The 16,964-nt window shown below is 65.0% G+C and carries 21 protein-coding genes and 1 pseudogene; 13 read left to right on the top strand and 9 right to left on the bottom strand.

The genetic code is table 11. The features are described from left to right. The coding region (locus A5785_RS18015; RefSeq protein WP_156528133.1) for an IS110 family transposase at nucleotides 1-744 on the bottom strand (744 nt) is incomplete at its 3' end. Between the two features lie 515 nt (nucleotides 745-1,259). Between A5785_RS18015 and A5785_RS18010 the strand changes: the two genes are divergently transcribed. Both A5785_RS18010 and A5785_RS18005 read left to right on the top strand, forming a co-directional pair. Then, nucleotides 1,260-1,850 (top strand): hypothetical protein, encoded by a 591-nt coding sequence (locus A5785_RS18010; protein ID WP_064868179.1) that lies wholly within the window; start codon nucleotides 1,260-1,262, stop codon nucleotides 1,848-1,850. Between the two features lie 186 nt (nucleotides 1,851-2,036). Next, on the top strand, nucleotides 2,037-2,681 hold the full coding sequence (locus A5785_RS18005; protein WP_064868178.1) for a hypothetical protein: 645 nt from the start codon (nucleotides 2,037-2,039) through the stop codon (nucleotides 2,679-2,681). 39 nt (nucleotides 2,682-2,720) lie between these two features. Here the strand turns inward: A5785_RS18005 and A5785_RS18000 are convergent, their stop codons facing one another. From A5785_RS18000 to A5785_RS23100, 4 genes and pseudogenes are all read right to left on the bottom strand, one after another. Further along, nucleotides 2,721-3,053, bottom strand: a complete 333-nt coding sequence (locus A5785_RS18000) for a hypothetical protein (protein ID WP_231894353.1) — start codon at nucleotides 3,051-3,053, stop codon at nucleotides 2,721-2,723. 327 nt (nucleotides 3,054-3,380) lie between these two features. Further along, nucleotides 3,381-3,797 carry an Rv3654c family TadE-like protein gene (locus A5785_RS17995; protein WP_156525498.1) on the bottom strand — a complete coding sequence of 139 codons (417 nt, stop codon included), beginning with the start codon at nucleotides 3,795-3,797 and terminating at the stop codon, nucleotides 3,381-3,383. Then, nucleotides 3,794-4,171 (bottom strand): TadE family type IV pilus minor pilin, encoded by a 378-nt coding sequence (locus A5785_RS17990; RefSeq protein ID WP_064868177.1) that lies wholly within the window; start codon nucleotides 4,169-4,171, stop codon nucleotides 3,794-3,796. The genes A5785_RS17995 and A5785_RS17990 overlap by 4 nt, the downstream gene beginning before the upstream one ends. Nucleotide 4,172: 1 nt before the next feature. After that, nucleotides 4,173-4,307: pseudogene (locus A5785_RS23100) on the bottom strand (DUF4244 domain-containing protein); the annotation flags it as partial. Between the two features lie 165 nt (nucleotides 4,308-4,472). Here A5785_RS23100 and A5785_RS17985 point away from each other — a divergent pair. From A5785_RS17985 to A5785_RS17955, 7 genes are all read left to right on the top strand, one after another. Continuing rightward, nucleotides 4,473-4,658, top strand: a complete 186-nt coding sequence (locus A5785_RS17985; RefSeq protein WP_064868174.1) for a hypothetical protein — start codon at nucleotides 4,473-4,475, stop codon at nucleotides 4,656-4,658. A 48-nt stretch (nucleotides 4,659-4,706) separates the two neighbouring features. After that, the gene (locus A5785_RS17980) at nucleotides 4,707-5,285 is read left to right on the top strand and encodes an antirestriction protein ArdA (protein WP_064868171.1); all 579 of its coding nucleotides are present in this window, start codon (nucleotides 4,707-4,709) and stop codon (nucleotides 5,283-5,285) included. 31 nt (nucleotides 5,286-5,316) lie between these two features. Next, entirely contained in the window at nucleotides 5,317-5,532 is a 216-nt protein-coding gene (locus tag A5785_RS17975) for a hypothetical protein (protein WP_064868170.1), read from the top strand. A gap of 122 nt (nucleotides 5,533-5,654) precedes the next feature. Then, complete coding sequence (locus A5785_RS17970) at nucleotides 5,655-6,395, top strand: hypothetical protein (protein WP_064868167.1); 741 nt, start codon at nucleotides 5,655-5,657, stop codon at nucleotides 6,393-6,395. Between the two features lie 28 nt (nucleotides 6,396-6,423). Further along, nucleotides 6,424-6,747, top strand: coding sequence for a hypothetical protein (locus A5785_RS17965; RefSeq protein ID WP_064868165.1), 324 nt, complete (start codon nucleotides 6,424-6,426; stop codon nucleotides 6,745-6,747). A gap of 140 nt (nucleotides 6,748-6,887) precedes the next feature. Next, on the top strand, nucleotides 6,888-7,997 hold the full coding sequence (locus tag A5785_RS17960) for an adenine-specific methyltransferase EcoRI family protein (RefSeq protein ID WP_064868163.1): 1,110 nt from the start codon (nucleotides 6,888-6,890) through the stop codon (nucleotides 7,995-7,997). Then, nucleotides 7,997-9,136, top strand: coding sequence for an HNH endonuclease family protein (locus A5785_RS17955; RefSeq protein WP_064868161.1), 1,140 nt, complete (start codon nucleotides 7,997-7,999; stop codon nucleotides 9,134-9,136). The genes A5785_RS17960 and A5785_RS17955 overlap by 1 nt, the downstream gene beginning before the upstream one ends. Before the next feature lie 46 nt (nucleotides 9,137-9,182). Here A5785_RS17955 and A5785_RS17950 read toward each other — a convergent pair whose 3' ends face one another. From A5785_RS17950 to A5785_RS23930, 3 genes are all read right to left on the bottom strand, one after another. Next, nucleotides 9,183-9,671, bottom strand: a complete 489-nt coding sequence (locus tag A5785_RS17950; RefSeq protein WP_064868159.1) for a hypothetical protein — start codon at nucleotides 9,669-9,671, stop codon at nucleotides 9,183-9,185. Between the two features lie 188 nt (nucleotides 9,672-9,859). After that, nucleotides 9,860-10,717: a hypothetical protein gene (locus tag A5785_RS17945; protein ID WP_156528131.1), complete on the bottom strand. Its 858-nt coding sequence runs from the start codon at nucleotides 10,715-10,717 to the stop codon at nucleotides 9,860-9,862. 43 nt (nucleotides 10,718-10,760) lie between these two features. Next, complete coding sequence (locus tag A5785_RS23930) at nucleotides 10,761-11,798, bottom strand: tyrosine-type recombinase/integrase (RefSeq protein WP_064868154.1); 1,038 nt, start codon at nucleotides 11,796-11,798, stop codon at nucleotides 10,761-10,763. Nucleotides 11,799-11,908: 110 nt separating this feature from the next. On the opposite strand from A5785_RS23930, the gene A5785_RS17935 reads away from it, so the two are divergent. Both A5785_RS17935 and A5785_RS17930 read left to right on the top strand, forming a co-directional pair. Beyond that, on the top strand, nucleotides 11,909-12,301 hold the full coding sequence (locus A5785_RS17935; RefSeq protein ID WP_064868152.1) for a hypothetical protein: 393 nt from the start codon (nucleotides 11,909-11,911) through the stop codon (nucleotides 12,299-12,301). Further along, entirely contained in the window at nucleotides 12,298-12,696 is a 399-nt protein-coding gene (locus A5785_RS17930) for a VRR-NUC domain-containing protein (protein ID WP_064868150.1), read from the top strand. Before A5785_RS17935 ends, A5785_RS17930 begins: the two co-directional genes overlap by 4 nt. A 306-nt stretch (nucleotides 12,697-13,002) precedes the next feature. Here A5785_RS17930 and A5785_RS17925 read toward each other — a convergent pair whose 3' ends face one another. Beyond that, nucleotides 13,003-14,919, bottom strand: coding sequence for a DUF262 domain-containing protein (locus A5785_RS17925; RefSeq protein ID WP_064868147.1), 1,917 nt, complete (start codon nucleotides 14,917-14,919; stop codon nucleotides 13,003-13,005). A gap of 269 nt (nucleotides 14,920-15,188) precedes the next feature. Here A5785_RS17925 and A5785_RS17920 point away from each other — a divergent pair, with 269 nt between their 5' ends. Together A5785_RS17920 and A5785_RS17915 are read left to right on the top strand one after the other, a co-directional pair. Continuing rightward, nucleotides 15,189-16,472: a hypothetical protein gene (locus A5785_RS17920; protein ID WP_064868145.1), complete on the top strand. Its 1,284-nt coding sequence runs from the start codon at nucleotides 15,189-15,191 to the stop codon at nucleotides 16,470-16,472. A gap of 63 nt (nucleotides 16,473-16,535) precedes the next feature. After that, nucleotides 16,536-16,919, top strand: coding sequence for a hypothetical protein (locus A5785_RS17915; protein ID WP_064868143.1), 384 nt, complete (start codon nucleotides 16,536-16,538; stop codon nucleotides 16,917-16,919). The last annotated feature ends 45 nt before the right edge of the window (nucleotides 16,920-16,964 follow it).

Genomic DNA, 16,964 nt, shown 5'->3' with positions numbered 1-16,964 from the left:
GCGAGTGAGCGCCATCAGCGAGGTAGCCGCCTGCTGCACCAGCAATGCCGTGGTCGCCTCACCAGGCAGAGCGACGGTCTGCGCGGCCGCGGCGGCACGCGCCTTGCTGATCATCTTCGGGATGGTCGGCCGGCGGACTCCTTGACCGCGTAGGTGGTCGTAAATCTCCTCGTCGGAGACCCCATCAATCGCCGACGGTGTGGTGAAGCGGGTGACGAACGCCAAACCAGTCAACGTCGAGTAGTCGAAGCACCGTTCGAGACCGGGGAAGATGCGGGTCAGCAGGCCGCGCAGTCGATTGATGCCTCGTGTGCGTTCGGTGACCAAGTCGCGGCGATGCCCGGTCAACAGGTCGAGTTCGATCGCGACGTCATCAGGGACCGCGACCGTCGCGAGATCACCACGCAGGCGCGCGGTCTGGGCGATCACCACCGCGTCGCGGGCGTCGGTTTTGCCTTCGCCGGCGAAAGCGCCGGTCATGCTGTGCACAACGCGACCAGGTACATAGCGAATGTGTTGGCCGCGGCGGGACAACACCCCTCGGAGGAGGGCCGATTCCGGCGCGGTCATGTCGATCGCCCACACCACCGATTCGACACGGCACGCCTGGTCCACAATCGCTTCGATGGCCGCCTGATCGTTCGGTACCCGACGTGACCACAGCACCGTCCCCGCGTCGTCCACAGCGGCGGCGTGGTGTGCGTGACGGCCGACATCGATTCCTACCCAGATTGTTTCGACCACATGAACCTCTCTGCTCGAACCTGTTGACCTCGTCAGGGGTTGTTTCGCCGGCGCACCTTTACACAGCGACAAGTTCGCGAACACTTCTCAATCAGCGGCCGAAACGACCCGTCACGGTCCGGGGTGGCCTTCCACGCCGAGCCACCGAGGGCACACAGGTGATTGTCGAGCCACGCCCCGAACCGCGGACGAGCGTCCGAGGCGACCGCCCCGGACGTACTCCAACGTAAAGGTGACTGTGGGCGTGCCGTCTGCAGACATGGTGTGTGGGTGTGAATCGGTATGTCGGCGGTGCACTGAAGGCACTCAGCACACAGTCTCAGCGAACTCTCAGGTTGGACCTGGCGAATCGTGCCACACGCGGCCGTATTCCTCCGCTTGGGCGTCTGACCAGTGCCGTCCCGCTGACCGCTCAGCCGAGGTCAGCCGCGAATTGGACCGTTCCCCAACGCGTCGAATCTGACGAATCCGGTCACTACCGCCTGTCACAGACTGTTCTCAGGGATACTTGAACGATGTACGAGGGGACCCCCGATCGCGTGACACCGTCGCCGCTCATTACACGCGCGCGCCCAGCGTTCTTCCTACTGGCTCGTCCGACGGGATCCGCCGATACTCTGCCGGCGTCGATCGGCGAGCCGGACGTGTTCTACTCCGAGGCGCAGGCACTCGATGCACTCGACATCCACTTCGCCTGGTGTGCCGCCCGTTTCGACGCCGACGTCGTCGACAACGCGCAGTGGTACCTGCAGAGCGCAATGGTCGGGCCACGCATCGCCACCGCACTCGGCGAGGTCTATCTCGCCACCGACACCGAGACCGGCGAGGTCAACGCCGCCGCGGGCGCGTTCCTCACCGAGAGCGAGGTGGTGCACTGGGCCCCGTTCGTCGACGCAGTGGCACCGCGCATTCCGAACAGCCGCGTTGCTAGTGCCGACCTTGCCGACGGCTCCATTCCCGGCTCGATTTCCAAGACCGGGCCGGGCCGACTCCGACTCGCCTACCGCGGCGACGCCGAGGTCTCCTTCTCGCAGGTCTGGTTCGCCCCGATGGATTCGACACGGGTGTACCCCAAGCGCATCCACATCGGCGACGACGCTCTCTGAGTTCTGCCCCCACATGGCGCCGACCTCGCCGTACCGACCGCCGTTCAGCTGAATGACGTGGTGATACGCCATGGCGATTCATTGCGATAGTCGGTGAGAGGCCCGCGCTTCGTCGAGTCACGATTGCCTGTTCGAGTCGTCGTCGGATCGAGCACCTATCGGGTCCAGTCATCGAGAGGAACGGTCATGCGCATCGATCAGCCCGACGTCAGACGAAACCGAACACGGCTCGCGAGGGCGTGCGTACTCGGTTCTGCCGCAATCGCGTTGGCGCTGACGGCGACCGGCTGCGGCCCCGACGAGAACTCATCCGCGACGCCCAGTCCGTCGGCACCTGTCGTCGTGACGTCGACCGTCACCGAATCCGAAACCGTCCCCGGCACCACGGACCCGACCGAGGTCGACTCTGCCGCACCCGTGAACCCTCGCACGCCCGTGAATACCGTGACGGCATCAGCAACCCCGAAAGCTCCCTCTGGCGCCGGCGCTTTCACCGGGGCGTGGGTGGGTCACACGCGAGATATGAATCTCAACGCCGACGGCACCGGCGACATGTCGGTATCGATCGGTGCCGCCGACGGCGAGAAGTGGGCACTCACCTGGAGCGCTGACTCCAGCGGCGCCACCATGACGCTCGGAGAACAGATCTCGAAGCACGGCGAAGGTCTGGGAGACAACTCGATGCACGCGGGCGCCGTCTATCACGGTGTGCTGGTGAAGGATTCACAAGCAGTCACCTATATGCAGATGGCCGGCTTCACCGCCGCCGGACACTCCCTGCCCTGGTGCAACCAGGACAAGTATGGCTACTCACGGGAGTGCGGAGCCTGATCTCCCCCGCCACGACAGAGACCCTGCGAGAATAGGGAACTACGCGCCGCAGTCGCGGGCGTAATCGTCCTTGCGGCAGAACGCAATCGAGTCCTGTCCGGGATGCAGTGACATCAGCAGAACCGTGTGTCCTTCCCGCTTACCCAACGCACCCTCGAACTGCTTCCCGGCGGCCAGCAGTCCATAGCTGCCCTCACCGATCTTCTTGGTCTGTGCCTTGACCTCGGTCAGGATGCCGCAGTCGGGGAACACGGTGGTCTTCTGCGCTTTCCAGCCCAGCGTCCACGTCTCACTGTTCGACGCACCGCTGCCGAGTGTGATGGTTCCGGAACGTTGTCGCGCAGATCGATCGACCGCCCGTGCCCAACCCACTGCCCCGTGTACGGCGCACGATCCGAGCACGCTGACGTCGGCGCCGACGAAGCGGGCGGCGCCGCGTATCGCGGGTCCTTGGTGCCTCCCGCGTGAGCGGCAGCAGGCATCGACAGGACCACCGCGGCAGCACAGAGTGCAGCGGCGCCGGCGGAACGGGAGAACTTCATGGACGACCTCCGAGATTCGGACAAACGGAACAGTACTGCGCCACTGGACGGTACCCAGCCCGGCGCTCTGCCGATGTCACTCGATCAGGGGAAAGTCGACGTTTGCGTACGAACGGACCACACGGCTTGTCGCCAGTGGGCAGCACGGCGGAAGGCGTCACGGGTCATCTGCCGGACCGGCACGCGCCCGTGCTGACGCCGCTCGGATTCCCAACGCCCCCAACGACACCGAGACACGCACACCGACCACGACATCCTCACCGACGACCGTGCACTCGAAGACCTCCGCCCGCGGCCGCTGCTCGACGGTGAGCGATCTTGCCGTGGCACACGGATCATTCTGCGCCGCAACATGATCTGCCGCAGCCGCCAACGCCGCGAGGTCGGCCGCCGACTGCGCCCGATGACGAGCCAGCGTCGCCGCACCCACGTAAATGACCAACACGATCAGTGCCGCGATACCCGCGATCGCACCCGCCGCAGCCACGGTGGCGTAGCCGCCCTCGTCGCGGAGAAGTCGAGTGAGGCGTGAATCCCGCTGCGCCCGCGCCGCACCCGCCAAGCGGCGGTTCACCGCACCACCCCCGGCGCGACGTCGACCTGGTCAGAACCGTCGGGCTCAGGGACCGCGACAGCCCGCGCAGACAATGTCAGACCGGGCACCATAGGCGCACCACGACGGACTTCGACGACGATCCGATCCTCCTGCGCCGCAATGGAGATCTGCGCCCCCGGCACGATCTGCTCGCCGGCGGCGCGGGCCTGATCATCACCCGCAGCCGTCAGCCGAGCCACCTCACGGGCGGCATCGGTACAGCGGATCTGGGTGGTCACCGCCGTGACCACACCCACCGCGAGAATCACCACGATCACGACAGCCGAGATCGCGTAGGCTCCCTCGATCGTGACCATCCCCGACTCGTCGTCGACAATCCGCCGCGGCCGCATCTCAACCCACCGACGTGTTGAGCGCCTTGGTGATGATCCCGGTCAGCGCGCTGACGATATTGTCGCCACTGACCACTGTGTACAAGATCGCCCCGAACGCGGCTGCCGCAATCGTCCCGATCGCATACTCCGCTGTGCGCTATTACACCCATCTCCCGGCGGGAATATCACGCCTGCTACCAGCGATTATGCGACATCGACTCATCAGCGGGCCGGACCCCCTCACTTTTCGCGGCCATTACAGCTGGCGCAGCCGCTGACGGGCATCTCCTCGATCGCCACCACGACCGAGGAGGCTCCCATGACCCAGCACCCCGACCCGACTCTCACCACCAGCAGCGGCCAGCGGATCACCGTCCATCGCGACGAGGACACAGCCCAGATCATCGTCACCGCCGACGGCGCCGAGATCCTCGTGCTGAGGCCCAACGCCGCTCTCGGCCTGGCCGACGCGCTGGAGGCCGCCTGCCATCCCACGACGGCATAGCCGTCGACCGGCCACTCTCTCGACACCCATGCCGAGAGAGGGAGAACCATGACCGATCACACCACCATCGCCCGCCGCACCAGCGCCGACGAGCCATCGATCTGGCTCGGCTGCCTCGCCTGTTACAACTCCGGACGCCTTGTTGGCCATTGGTTTTCAGCCGTCGGCGCCGACGAGGTCACCCTGGCCGACGTGCACGCCGGCTCCCGCGTGGACTTCCGCCGTGAGGGATGCGAGGAGATCTGGGGCCTCGACGTCGACTGCATCCCGATCGACCGCGAGATGTCGGCGATGGAGGCCGCTCAGTGGGGCGAGGCCTATAAGGAGGTCGGCGCCGAGCAGTGGCCCGCGCTGTGCGCCTGGGTCCGCACGGGAAGCTATGTCGCGCAGGGTGATACCAACCTGCCCTGCGTCGGCGACTTCGAGGAGAGGTACGCGGGATGCTGGAACAGCTTTCGCGACTATGCCTACGACCTGGCCGAGGGCATCGACCTGTTCAACGGCCTCGACGACGACCACGTTGCCGTCCGCTATTTCGGGTGGGATGCCTGGATCTCCGATCTGGCGATGGACTACTCGACCGAGTCCGACGGCCACGGTGGGGTCTACGTTTTCAGGTCGCTGTGAGTGTCAGACCCGATCGCCAGAATGGACCGCCATGACCCGCAGTATCCGAGGTCGCGACCTGCTTGTCGGCGACAGAATCGTGAGCTTCACTAACGATGCGGACGCTCTTGTGGCGTCCGTCGAGGTCATGAAGTCGGGCGGCGTCATGCTCACCCTCGACGTCATCGACATGCCAGACGATCGTGCTGCCGGGCAGACCTACTTCATCGCCGACCCCGACGCCATATACGACGTCGACCGTCCCTGACTACACCACCGCCACGACCCCTGGCCGGGAGGCGACCATCGGCCGGCCGAAAAGCGTGGCAGGCCGTTAGTCAGGATGGGCAGGCGCAATCACGAAGACCCAGTAGAAGGAATCGATACACGATGGACGACTATGACACTGTCGAGTACGAGCACCTGCACACGCTCAGCGAGCGAGTGCACTCGCTGGGCACTTCGCGCCTGTTCGCAGTGCTCGGCGCCGACGAGGCCACCCGAGCAGCCGCCTACCGCACCGGCGTCGCCGAGGCCATCGCCCGTGAGGCCGCCGCGCTCATGGCCGCACCGGCCGAGCGACGAGCACCGCTGGTCCGCGTGCGGCTCAGCGAGCCCCTGCACCAGGACCTGCTCGACCAGCTCGACCACGAGCTCCAACTCCTCGACGCGCCCACCGCACTGCTCGACATCGTCTGCAGCGCGGCGCCGAGCTGGCGTTGGGCCGACCAGCACCCCGGCGCCTGCCAGACGCCGCTCGACCCGACGATCGACCTTGCGCAGAGCTCCGCCGGGCGCGACACCCCAGCGGGATGGGTTCCTATCGTCAACGAGCTGCACCGTGGTCTCGTCGCCGAGATCGGCCCGCACCACGTCCTGCGCGCCGATCAGAAGGCGGGCCGACTGCGTTACTCGGTCCTCCGCGATCGGCCGCTCACCGACAACGAGCGCGTCGCCTATCAACGTCTCACCGAACTCGCCGTGGCCGCCAGCCGCCGGGCGTGCGAGGTGTGCGGAGGAGAGGTGTCCGAGCCCAACACCTTTCTGACGCGATGCGCCGAGCATCCGTTCCCGTCCGTGACCCACGTCAGGGCCCGGCCACCAGGATGGCGGCCCGACGGGCCATCATGACCGCTAACCCCACTCCCTAGGAGCGCCCATGACCACGATCCTCCACGCCGACGAGGTCACCCTACTGGTCACCGACCGACCGGCTTCCGCGTCCATCACCGACACCTACCCGATCGACCTGGCCGACCGCGACGAGGCCCGCGAGGCTCTAGCCGACTTGCGCCGCGACGGCGCGCTCACGCTCGTCGGCATCGAGTTCGATGATCCCGAGGAGGTCAACTCGCGCATCGTTCTGCGCGGTGCGGATCTCGCTGCTGCGGCGTTCGTCGACCGCGGTGGACATCGCATCGACGCCGACCGGGTACTGGACCGATTCGACGAACTGGCCCATGTCGAACTGACCGAAGCCTGATAGACACCACACACAATCCCCGCGCCGATACGCCGGTGCGGGGATCTGCTTTCCATCCATCCTGGCGACACTGCAACCGCCACGCACTTCATGTCGGCACTTCTGACTACTGTTATCTCGACAACATCCAGGAGGAGACCGTGGCGGGCAACAAGTCGCTGAGCAACGCGCAATCGGCGAAACGGGATGAGTGGTACACCCAGCTCATCGACATCGAGAAAGAGCTGCGCCACTACCGACCCCAGTTCTCCGGTACGACCGTGCTCTGCAACTGCGACGACCCCTACGAGTCGAACTTCTTCAAGTACTTCGCGATGAACTTCAACCACCTGGGGCTGGCCAAGCTCATCGCGACCTCCTTCGTCGGCTCACCGATCATGGGCTCGCAGCTCCCGCTGTTCGAGGCCGCCGGGATGCGCGATGCCGAACCGACGAAAGCCGCCTACAAGGTCGAGATCACCGAGGTGACCGACCTCAACGAGGACGGAGCGATCGATCTGCTCGACGTCGAGCAACTGCTCCGCAGCGACGCCAATGCCGTGACCCCGTTGTCGGGCGATGGCGACTTCCGTAGCGACGAGGTCGTCGCACTGCTCAATGAAGCCGACGTCGTCGTCACTAACCCGCCGTTCTCACTGTTCAAGGAATACGTCCACCAACTCGTCGCCCACGACAAGAAGTTCCTGGTACTCGGCGACCAGAATCATGCCAAGCACTCCGAGATCTTCCCTTACGTCACTGACAATAAGCTCTGGTTCGGCTACGACAACGGCGGCACCAAGTGGTTCCGGGTGCCGATGGACTACGAGATCGCCACAGCCTCGCGCACCAAGGTCGTCGACGGCATCAAGTACCTGAGCATGGGCCGCATATACTGGTACACCAACCTCGACACCACCAAGCGCCACGAACCGCTGACGCTCTACAAGCGCTACAAGGCCTCCGAGTACCCGACATACGTCAACTACCCCGCGATCGAGGTCGACAAGGTCGCCGAGATCCCCTACGACTACGACGGGGTAATGGGTGTCCCAATCACCTTCCTCGACAAGTACAGTCCCGAGCAGTTCGAGATCGTCGGCATCAGCACGCGCGATGCCGAACCGATGAAGAAGTATGCCGCGCCCGAGGACTATGCCAAGGACGGTAAGAAGGTGGGCGGCACCGGCAAACTCTTCCTGCCCATCGGCGACGGCAAGTACACCGGTGTCTACGAGCGCATTCTCGTCAAACGAATCGGAGACGCCTGATGGACATCGACCTGCACCCGATTGCGATCCGCGAAGTGGTCGAGGGCTACACCGACGATGGCGAGGGCGGTGTCTTCGGTTATGCCGGCCACCTCAACATCCGGCCGCCCTACCAGCGCGAGTTCGTCTACAAGCAGAAGCAGCGCGACGCCGTGATCGACACCATCTTCAAAGGCTTTCCGCTCAACGTCTTCTACTGGGTGGAGAACCCCGACGGAACGTTCGAGATCCTGGACGGCCAGCAGCGCACAGTGTCACTGAGCCAGTACGCTAACGGCGACTTCTCCGTAGATGTGGGAGGCAACCTCAAGGGATTTCCGAACCTCACCGCCGATGAGCAGGAGCGCTTCCTCGACTACGAGCTGCTCGTCTATCGCTGCAAAGGCCCCGATTCCGAGAAGCTCGACTGGTTCCGCACGATCAACATCGCCGGCGAGAAGCTCGAAGACCAGGAGCTGCTCAACGCCACCTACTACGGTCCGTGGCTCACCCACGCGAAGTCGATCTTCTCAAAAACCGGCGGCGCGGCCTACGGCTTGGGCGAGAAATACCTCGTCGGCGAACCCATCCGCCAGAAGTACCTGGAGACCGCGCTCAAGTGGATCTCCGAGCGCGACGGCCTCGAGCACCACAAGCAATACATGGCGGCACACCAGCACGACCAGAACGCCAACGAGCTGTGGAGCTATTTCCGCAGCATCATCCACTGGGTCGAAGACACTTTCCCCAAGTACCGGTCGCTGATGAAGGGTCAGCCGTGGGGTCCTCTATACGACCGTTACGGCCAGGACCCCGTCGACACCGATGCTTTGGAGATCGAAATCGCCGCACTGATCCAGGATGATGAGGTCACCAGCAACCGTGGCATCTACCAGTACGTGTTGACCCGCGACCCAAAGCATCTCAGCCTGCGCCAGTTCAGCGACGACCAACGGCTCGCGATCTACGAACGCCAGGGAGGGCGCTGCGCGAACGGCGCCAAATGCAAGACCGTCGGCAATGACAACGGGCAACAAGTATTCGAGCTGGCCAAGATGGACGCCGACCACATCGTGCCCTGGTCGAAGGGCGGCAGGACCGACATCGCGAACGGACAGATGCTCTGCATCTCCTGCAATCGCTCCAAAGGTGCGCTGTAGTCCGATCGTCACCACCGAGATCCGGTGCGGGGTGCTTGTCGTCCTTCTACGCCCGCTCCCCAACAAACTCCTGAGCCTCTCGCAGCAGTTCGCCCACCACGCTCATTGCGCGCGCCTGGCCTGCGGACGACGACATGTTCCGGAAAGCGTCCAGCCGCTCAGCCCGCTCGACGGCCTGCTCGTCCGTCAGATGGTCGACCCAACGTCGGACCAGATCCGGGCTCGGTGCCCCGGGAGTCATTCCCACTATCTCCACGAGGCCCGGGCGCGCTGTCTTCACCGCGACCAGGCGGGTCAACTGGCGCTCGAAACCTGTGATGTGCGAGCCCTCCGCGATGGCACCGCGCTCGTCGTCGTGTCCCACCGATATGTCGTAGCTCGCCGGCAGCGCGTCGGCAGGCGGGTCACCGCCGGTGATCAGGCGCGGCAGCGCCTGTTTGCGCACCCAGTCGGCGATGTCGCGCAACTCGTGCATCAGCACCGGCCACCGGTTGGTACCGGGCCGGTTGAGCCCGACCGTTGGGTGCAACGACACTGGCACGACCTCGCCGACGGGCGACTCGAAGACCCGGTGAACAGTCTCGGCAAGCTACGGCGTGCGTGGCAGGATTCCAGCACTCATCGCTGCGGCTGGGAGCTGGCCGACGACGAGCTTCGCCCGCAGCGTGCGGGAGATGATCCTCGCCGGGTAGGTCTAACCGGCTGGGTGGCTGTCGATGCTCCTCACGCCTTCTTGGGCATGCGCTCATGTACGGCGACCATCGACTCCTGCAATCGGGTGGGGGCGTCGTACCCAGCCAGGTCGAGCCAACGGAAGGTGGCCCACTGCACGGCATGGCCAGCCGCCTCCATCAGCTCAGTGATGTAGACCGCGTCCGGGATGCGAGTGCTCCGGAAGTGTCCGGGCTCGTACTCCTCGCCCAGCTCGATGTCGTAGCCGACCATGCTGAACCAGTTCTGACCGTGCGCGGCGCCGCTCGCGGCGTTCCACAGATAGGACCACTCAGAGGCGTCCTCGCCCGATGCTTCCGCGGCCGCCTTCACCAAACCTTCGTAGCCGGGCAACGTAACCTTGGGCTCCACCAGCCCGAGGTCAGCTGCCCGCTGGTTCGTATCTGCGATCCTCTGCTCGATCTTCTCGACCGAACCGCCGCGCACCTCCTGCGCCTTCTTGTGGTACCCAAAGTCCTTCAACATGAGCCGTATGAGCCGACGCGTGCATTCCATCGGGTCCCCGTCGACCTCAAGCAGCCACAGCGCGTGCGCGGTCGACTCCAGGCCCGCACGCCCAATGAGCAGGTACGTCATGAACCGCACGTGATTGACGCGCTCGCCGTCGAAGTCGTACGGGGCGACCTGGTCACACCACATCAGCATGTGCTCGATACCCGACGTCAGGTACGTGCGTGCCCAGCCCGAAGCCTTCTCCCATGTGTACGCAGCATCCGCGGCAGCCAGCAACGAGCCCGGCTTGGGATCGGCGGCCCCTACAAGTGCCAATTCGCACATCCGGACCTGGTATGTCACTGCGGCCCAACGGAGTTGGTGCTCTTCGGTCAGGAATCCGGACGGGCTGGTCATCGCCATATCATCGCACGCGATAACGGCGCCTCTACGGACCTCTTCACACGAACGGCACGCTCAGCTTCTCCACGGCGGCACGTCGTGCCGCCACCCCGCGTCGGTCGTAGCCGGCGGTTGTGGCTGGACTGCTATGCCCAACGATCTTGCTGACCGACGACAGGTCGGCACCGGCGTCGAGCAGATCACCGACGAAGGTCCGGCGCAGGTCGTGCGGACGGACCGCCTCGCCGTCACCGGCGAACCGCCGCTTGACCACTGCGGCAACAGCATTCACCGACATCGCCCTGTCCAGCACCGCGACCCGCGGCACCTCCTTGGACATCGGTGTCAGCAGTGGGCCGGGATCATCGCCCCGCGCCTCCAGCCAGGCCGACACCGCACGCCTGACGCCCGGCGCCAGCGGCACGTCGCGGACCACCCCGCCCTTGCCCGTCACCACCAGGGTCTCGTGAGTAGCGTCGAGATCTGACAGTTCCAGCGTCACCGCCTCCTCACGCCGCAAACCCGCACCTACTAATAGGGCGATCAGCGCGGCATCGCGGCGGGCCGTCGGAGACTTGTCGGCCGCCAGCGCCTCGAACACCTCTTTGACCTGCGTCGCCGACAGATGCCCACGGGCCTGCTTCTCGGTATCCCGACCCAGCTTCTCCGGTCGCAGAGCACTCAGCGCCCGCGTGGCCTCGTCGTAGGTCATCAATCCGGCGTCTCGGCACTCGCGTACCACCGCGCGCACCGAGTCCCTCATCGCGTTGCGAGTGGATGCGGTTCCCCACGTCGCCGCAATCGAGCGGTCCAGCTGCTCATAACCCTCGACAGGCAGTCGCGTCCAGTCCGTGGCCCACACCATCGCCGGGTCGTCGACCCGGCCCGTGGACATCGCCACCCGCGCCAGCCGTTCCAGCCGAAGCCGAGCAGTCTTCTCCGACCCGCGCGCCACCGACAGCGCCACCGAGCGATGCACCCCCGTCGGCACCGGCGACCGCGCATCGACAACCGCCGCCCGCACCACCGCGGCCGGCACGTGCGCCGGTGCGGTCAGATCCGACGTATTCGCCCCGTCGTACACCTCGATGTCCATGCGTCCAGGCTACCCAAATGATTGGTCGATAGGATGCATTATCGCCATACGATCTGGCACAATGGAGGCATGAGCCGCACCCGACGCGGACGACACGATCGGAGGCCCCCATGACACGACCAGTCCGACTCGCCCCGGATCTGGCGCAGGCACTCGCAGGCGCCCGTGCCGGCGACACCCTCGGCTACCTCGTCGCCCACGTGGGCCCGGAGAGGACCACCATCGGTTTCGACCGGCGGCGCGAACGGCCGACTCCCGTCCAGATGCCCGACTACGGCCCCGCTGATGCGCGTGAGGCCCGCCGGGCCGCCGACGAGGTCGAGCGCCGCATGGCGTCGATCGAGGATCGGCGTCGCGCGATCGCCGCCGAGGATCGGCAGTTGGCGGCGGAGGTCCGAGCGCTGTCCAGCACTTTGGAGAAGCTGCGCCGACTCCTCGCGCGGACCACCTCCCGGTCTGCCATCGACGGAGCGTCTGCCATCGACGGAGCGCAAGCACTGTGACCGCCACGCCCCGCGAATGCGTCGTCGAGAAGCGCCTCGTCGACCGCTGCCGCGAGTTGGGCCTGCTCTGCTGGAAATTCACCGCCCCAGGCCACCGCGGCGTGCCCGACCGCGTACTGATTGGCCATGACGCACACGGTGCCACGGTGACTCTGTTCGTCGAGGTGAAGCGACCCGGCCAGCGCCCCCGCCCCAGCCAGGTCGCCGCCATCGAGGACATGCGCGCCCACGGCGCCCACGCCGTCGTCGCTGATACTCGGCAGGCCGTCGACGCGCTGCTCGCCGACTATTTCCTCGCACCTGCCGTTCCCATCGCCGAGCGAGATCCGCACGACGCACCGCTGCCCGGACAGCGACCCCCGAGGATCGACGCGACCACGTTACTCGGCGGCTGATTCGAAGTCAGTCGACAGGCGGCGTACCGCTATCCGGCGCGTTGTTGGTATATCGGGACTAAGCCGATGACCAGTGGTTGACTTGCCCGTACGGTGGGGCCGGACGGCCACCAGTGTCAGTGATTTCGGAATCCGCTTGGGCCACCTGACTCTTGGGGATGCTCGCCGGTGGGTGGGAATCTAACCCCATGCCATCGTCGTCCCGGTTCAATAGGCAACTTGCGATGCTGCCGCTGACGAGTCCAAATCATGGCGGGTCACGAGTACGGCTTGGGTGAAAGGCATGCACGGACGAGGCAGAGCGGCCTACGAGAAGTCCTCCTCCTCTTCGCCCCCGGAGCCCGCGTCATCGCCGTACTCGGCGGCAGGAGTGATCTCAGGTCGCGGCCAAACCTCCAGCGCGAGGCCGACGAGGTACGCCCGACGCTTCGCGATTCGGGTCTCGTCCCACTCCGTCGGCCAGGCTGCCGCATCTTCGACCGCGACACCAGGCGGAGCTGCCAGAATCGACGCTGTAGTAATCAGCAGCGTGCTCTTCTGCTGGAGTGCCAGCCTCTTGCTTGGCCAGGCTTTGTCGCGCATCTGCGAGTTCAGTCGCCCATTTGTAAGCGTCAGATTCCCGACCGAGTTGATCGCCTGTTCACGCCTCGCCAATAAGTCTTCGTCGTTGCCATCGGCCAGTGGCCACTTAGCTCTCCAATTCTGGGGCATCACGTGCTCGATGTTGAGGTACTCCCAACAAGCTCGGACTGGATTCGCATCTTCGGCCTTGTCGTCGCGGAGGTGGTTCTCGATCCCGGCGAAGAACACCCGCTGACGCGCACGATTGAGTCCGTAGAAGTTCGATCCCATGATGGCTGCGACGAACTCGCCGTCGCCGGGCCAGTTTCGCGTCTCACCCGCCAGTCGCGCCAGCTCATCCGCGATCGCATCGCTAAGTAGTCCGCCAGCATCGATTCTCTTTCGAGCCGACTGCAAGATATGGACGAACAGGCGGTTGTAATCCTTGGTGGTCAGTCCGCACAGCATTCGACGCACCAGATACGAGCTCAGCGCCCCAGCGGCGTCGCGGCGTTGGTCTTCGGTTATCCGGTCGTCACCGTAGATCCAAAGGAGCAGCGGCCATGCCGTGTTGGTCTTGGTCGCGAGCACGAGGTCGACCAGCGCGGCGGTCGGCTCGTCCGGCGGGTCCGTGACGAGCTTGTCGTAGAGGTCTGCGTACTGGCGGATGTCCTTGATGACGTCGCTCGCCTTGTAGCCGCCGTCGAGGAGCCAGGTGCGGAACTCGTCGAACAGGCGCTCCACCGACACGACCTCGCCCCTGCGCAGCGTGAGCCAATAGGCGACCACCTGGTCGAGCAGGCTTCGCTTGATGCGGCCGGTCACGGTTTCAGCCCGCCATTCCCGCCCGTCGAGTGGAAGCCAGTGGTCCACGAGCAGTGACTCGGACATATGGCGGCTTCCTTGGTCTTCTTCCACGAGCCTGAACAGCAGATTCTTGACCAGGTCGGACTGGGACAGTTCCACTCCGCGATGGTTCAGCGCTTCGAAGATCACCTGCGCGTTGTCGGTCTTCTCCAAGGTGATTCGGACCAGTGCGATCCGGGTCTCCATCGCACTGTGCAACGCGTCGAGCCTGTCACTCGGGTCGCCGTCGCCGGTCGCCCAGCGCAGTATCTGGCCCTCGAACCACGAGCGAGCCTCGCAGATCCGGTGCGCCGGATCAGGGCACGGCGACTGATCTCCGACGTCTCGTACGGCCCAGAGGTACTCGGAGCGGTCTTGCGGGAGCGGCCAGAGCTTGTACTTGTCATCCGGCCACTTCTCATGGACCGCCTTCTCGCTGTTCTCGACCCATTCGCCGAATCGCCCAGCGGCGCTCTCGGCGCCGACCTCCGTCGCGACCGCGCGTGCCGCCGCCAGCATTACCTGGAGCGTCGTGAGGCGTTGCTGCCCGTCGACGAGCATCGATCCGCCCAGGCGTTGGGGGTGGGTGGGGATCGCCTTCACGACAATGGCACCGAGGAAATACGTCGGCGGCTCCTCCGGCCAGTCGCCACTGAGCATGTCCGCGACCACGCTGTCGGCTGCGGCGGCGATGTCGGTCCAGAGCGGACGCCAGTTCCGTTCTTCACCCCACACATACGGGCGCTGGAACATCGGGATTTCGTAGCGATGATTGTCGAAGAAGATAGACCCGAGCTTGACATCCCCGGCTTGCATGCGACTCCCTGTGGTTCTCGACTTTTCAAAACAATAGCCGCAGTTCAGACGCGCATCGGCATCACCGCGCCAAATTGAACCAACTCCGCATCGGTGATGGGACACCGCTGCCCGCATGCGAGCGGATCGGGACGCGCCTCGTTGCTGGGCAGAGTTCGCGCATTGCAGACCGAGCGTAGATTGGGCGGCTCATCACCTGGCCGGCGCGCGCTCGAAGCGCGGATCGACGTCGACACGCTGCTCGGCCGAGCATCCCGATACACTTCGGTGTGAACTGGGCATTCTCCGCTGAGACCGCGCCCCCGTGCGTCGTGGGGTTTATGATCCTACTTCCGGAACCCATCCCTATCCCGCAGAAGGCCACCTGGTTCGCCCCGACCGACGAACCGGCTCCCGAGCTTGCCGGGGCCCTGCACGTACCAACGCCCGGCGCAGACCCGATCGAAATGGACGAAGCGGGGCGAAACTTCGTCTCCATGCGGTTCTGGCAGATGGTCGACAACTCGGTTGCTCCCTTTGCTGGCGAGAGCGAACTCCTACGTCTCGCATTCGACGCGATGCACCCGGGAAAGGGCGACGACTCCGACGGCCCGAACCTGTACGAGAAAGTGGCAGAGGACATCGCCGCCGACGAGCGTTACCGCACTGTCGTCGAAGCCATCACGTTCAACAGCGTGGAACCGACGGACGTCACTCCGATCGACAGATGCCTCGACGCCCTACTCAAGTTCCACAGGGCCTACCGTGTGATGGCACGCACACCTCTCGCCGAACTTACGGTGAAGCGCCTATTCCCAATGGCATTCGCTTTCACCAGGAAGGTGGATGAGGATGCGGTCACGCCAATCGGACTGCTCATGCTGGACGGGACGTGGCCCGGCATGACCGGCAATACCTCCGAAATCGATCAAGGATTGTTCGATCAGGTTGCCCAGATCCAAAGGCGCCTGGACGGTCTCGACCCGTTGACGCGCTTCATGGAGTGCCGAACCGATGCTGCCTACGCGCTTCACGGCATCGGTTCGTACCGAGACGCGGTTATTCACTTCGGCATCGCGTGCGAGGTCTTGTTCGATTCGATACTCGGCATGCTCATGTGGGAGGAAGGGCTGCGCGTCGATGCCGCAGCGGAGGTGTTCTCCACGCCCATCACGACGAGGATAAAGACCCAGTTCCACCCGCGGCTGAAAGGCACCTGGAAGTTGGACGCTGGCGAATTGGGCGAATGGAGCGCCAAGGTTGCGGAGGTGAGGAACCGAGTTGTGCACGCGGGCTACTCACCCACACGGGACGAAGCTGTCGCCGCAGAGATGGCAGCCGACGGTCTTCGGTTGTTCATAAGCAACAAACTCGCCGCCGCGGGCAAGCGCTACCCGTATACCGGCTTCACGCTTTTTGGCGAGGGAGCCGTACCGAAAGGCATCCCGACCCTCAACAGTGCCGCGAGGAAGTGGCTGGCCGCCAACCGTGGTCAGCTTGCCTCCATGCAGGAGGACCACCGAGTCTGGCGCGAAGCTGTCAACGCTGCGGTCGTTCGCCGAGTTCGTTCGTAAAACAGAGTGATCGCAGCGGCATAGCCGCCGACAAGCACTCCTCGACCCATCGAGGAGGACCACATGCACACGACCTTCCCCACCACCGACACAGCCTGGATCAACAGACGCATCCGACGGGGCATCCTAAGTCCCGCTGCCCGCGGGATGACCGCCGAAGACGCCGCGACCCAGCACAACGAGGCCAACTGCCTCACCGAGTCCGACGCTGACTATCTCTACTCGCCGAGGCACGCCCAACGCGTTGCCCACGATCTGCTCCGATTCGTCGATCTCGAGATCGCCGACCATCGCGACGTCGTCCTGACCGACCGCACCGCCGGCCCGAGGGCAGGCGGCTGCGCGGTGAACTGCGGCCAGATCGAGACAGCAGCCGAGCAATACCGGCTCATCACCGGCGAGGCGATCAGCGCCGACGCTCTGCTCGACGCGTTGCCCTGGGTCTAACTCGCGGACGCGGATGAACCCGGCGTCCTGACCAGGACGCGAGAC

The organism is Gordonia sp. 852002-50395_SCH5434458 (assembly GCF_001665905.1).
Lineage (GTDB): Bacteria > Actinomycetota > Actinomycetes > Mycobacteriales > Mycobacteriaceae > Gordonia > Gordonia jacobaea.
The sequence above is the reverse complement of the archived record's forward strand: the minus strand, read 5'-3'. Positions and strand labels throughout refer to the sequence as shown.

Bases quoted from the DNA above. Each gene is read 5' to 3' on its own strand.
- A5785_RS17965 (WP_064868165.1), top strand. From the start codon at position 6,424: ATGACCACGATCCTCCACGCCGACGAGGTCACCCTACTGGTCACCGAC.
- A5785_RS18010 (WP_064868179.1), top strand. From the start codon at position 1,260: ATGTACGAGGGGACCCCCGATCGCGTGACACCGTCGCCGCTCATTACA.
- A5785_RS17915 (WP_064868143.1), top strand. From the start codon at position 16,536: ATGCACACGACCTTCCCCACCACCGACACAGCCTGGATCAACAGACGC.
- A5785_RS17955 (WP_064868161.1), top strand. From the start codon at position 7,997: ATGGACATCGACCTGCACCCGATTGCGATCCGCGAAGTGGTCGAGGGC.
- A5785_RS17980 (WP_064868171.1), top strand. From the start codon at position 4,707: ATGACCGATCACACCACCATCGCCCGCCGCACCAGCGCCGACGAGCCA.
- A5785_RS17990 (WP_064868177.1), bottom strand. From the start codon at position 4,171: ATGCGGCCGCGGCGGATTGTCGACGACGAGTCGGGGATGGTCACGATC.
- A5785_RS23930 (WP_064868154.1), bottom strand. From the start codon at position 11,798: ATGGACATCGAGGTGTACGACGGGGCGAATACGTCGGATCTGACCGCA.
- A5785_RS17945 (WP_156528131.1), bottom strand. From the start codon at position 10,717: ATGACCAGCCCGTCCGGATTCCTGACCGAAGAGCACCAACTCCGTTGG.
- A5785_RS18005 (WP_064868178.1), top strand. From the start codon at position 2,037: ATGCGCATCGATCAGCCCGACGTCAGACGAAACCGAACACGGCTCGCG.
- A5785_RS17975 (WP_064868170.1), top strand. From the start codon at position 5,317: ATGACCCGCAGTATCCGAGGTCGCGACCTGCTTGTCGGCGACAGAATC.
- A5785_RS17985 (WP_064868174.1), top strand. From the start codon at position 4,473: ATGACCCAGCACCCCGACCCGACTCTCACCACCAGCAGCGGCCAGCGG.
- A5785_RS17925 (WP_064868147.1), bottom strand. From the start codon at position 14,919: ATGCAAGCCGGGGATGTCAAGCTCGGGTCTATCTTCTTCGACAATCAT.
- A5785_RS17935 (WP_064868152.1), top strand. From the start codon at position 11,909: ATGACACGACCAGTCCGACTCGCCCCGGATCTGGCGCAGGCACTCGCA.
- A5785_RS17970 (WP_064868167.1), top strand. From the start codon at position 5,655: ATGGACGACTATGACACTGTCGAGTACGAGCACCTGCACACGCTCAGC.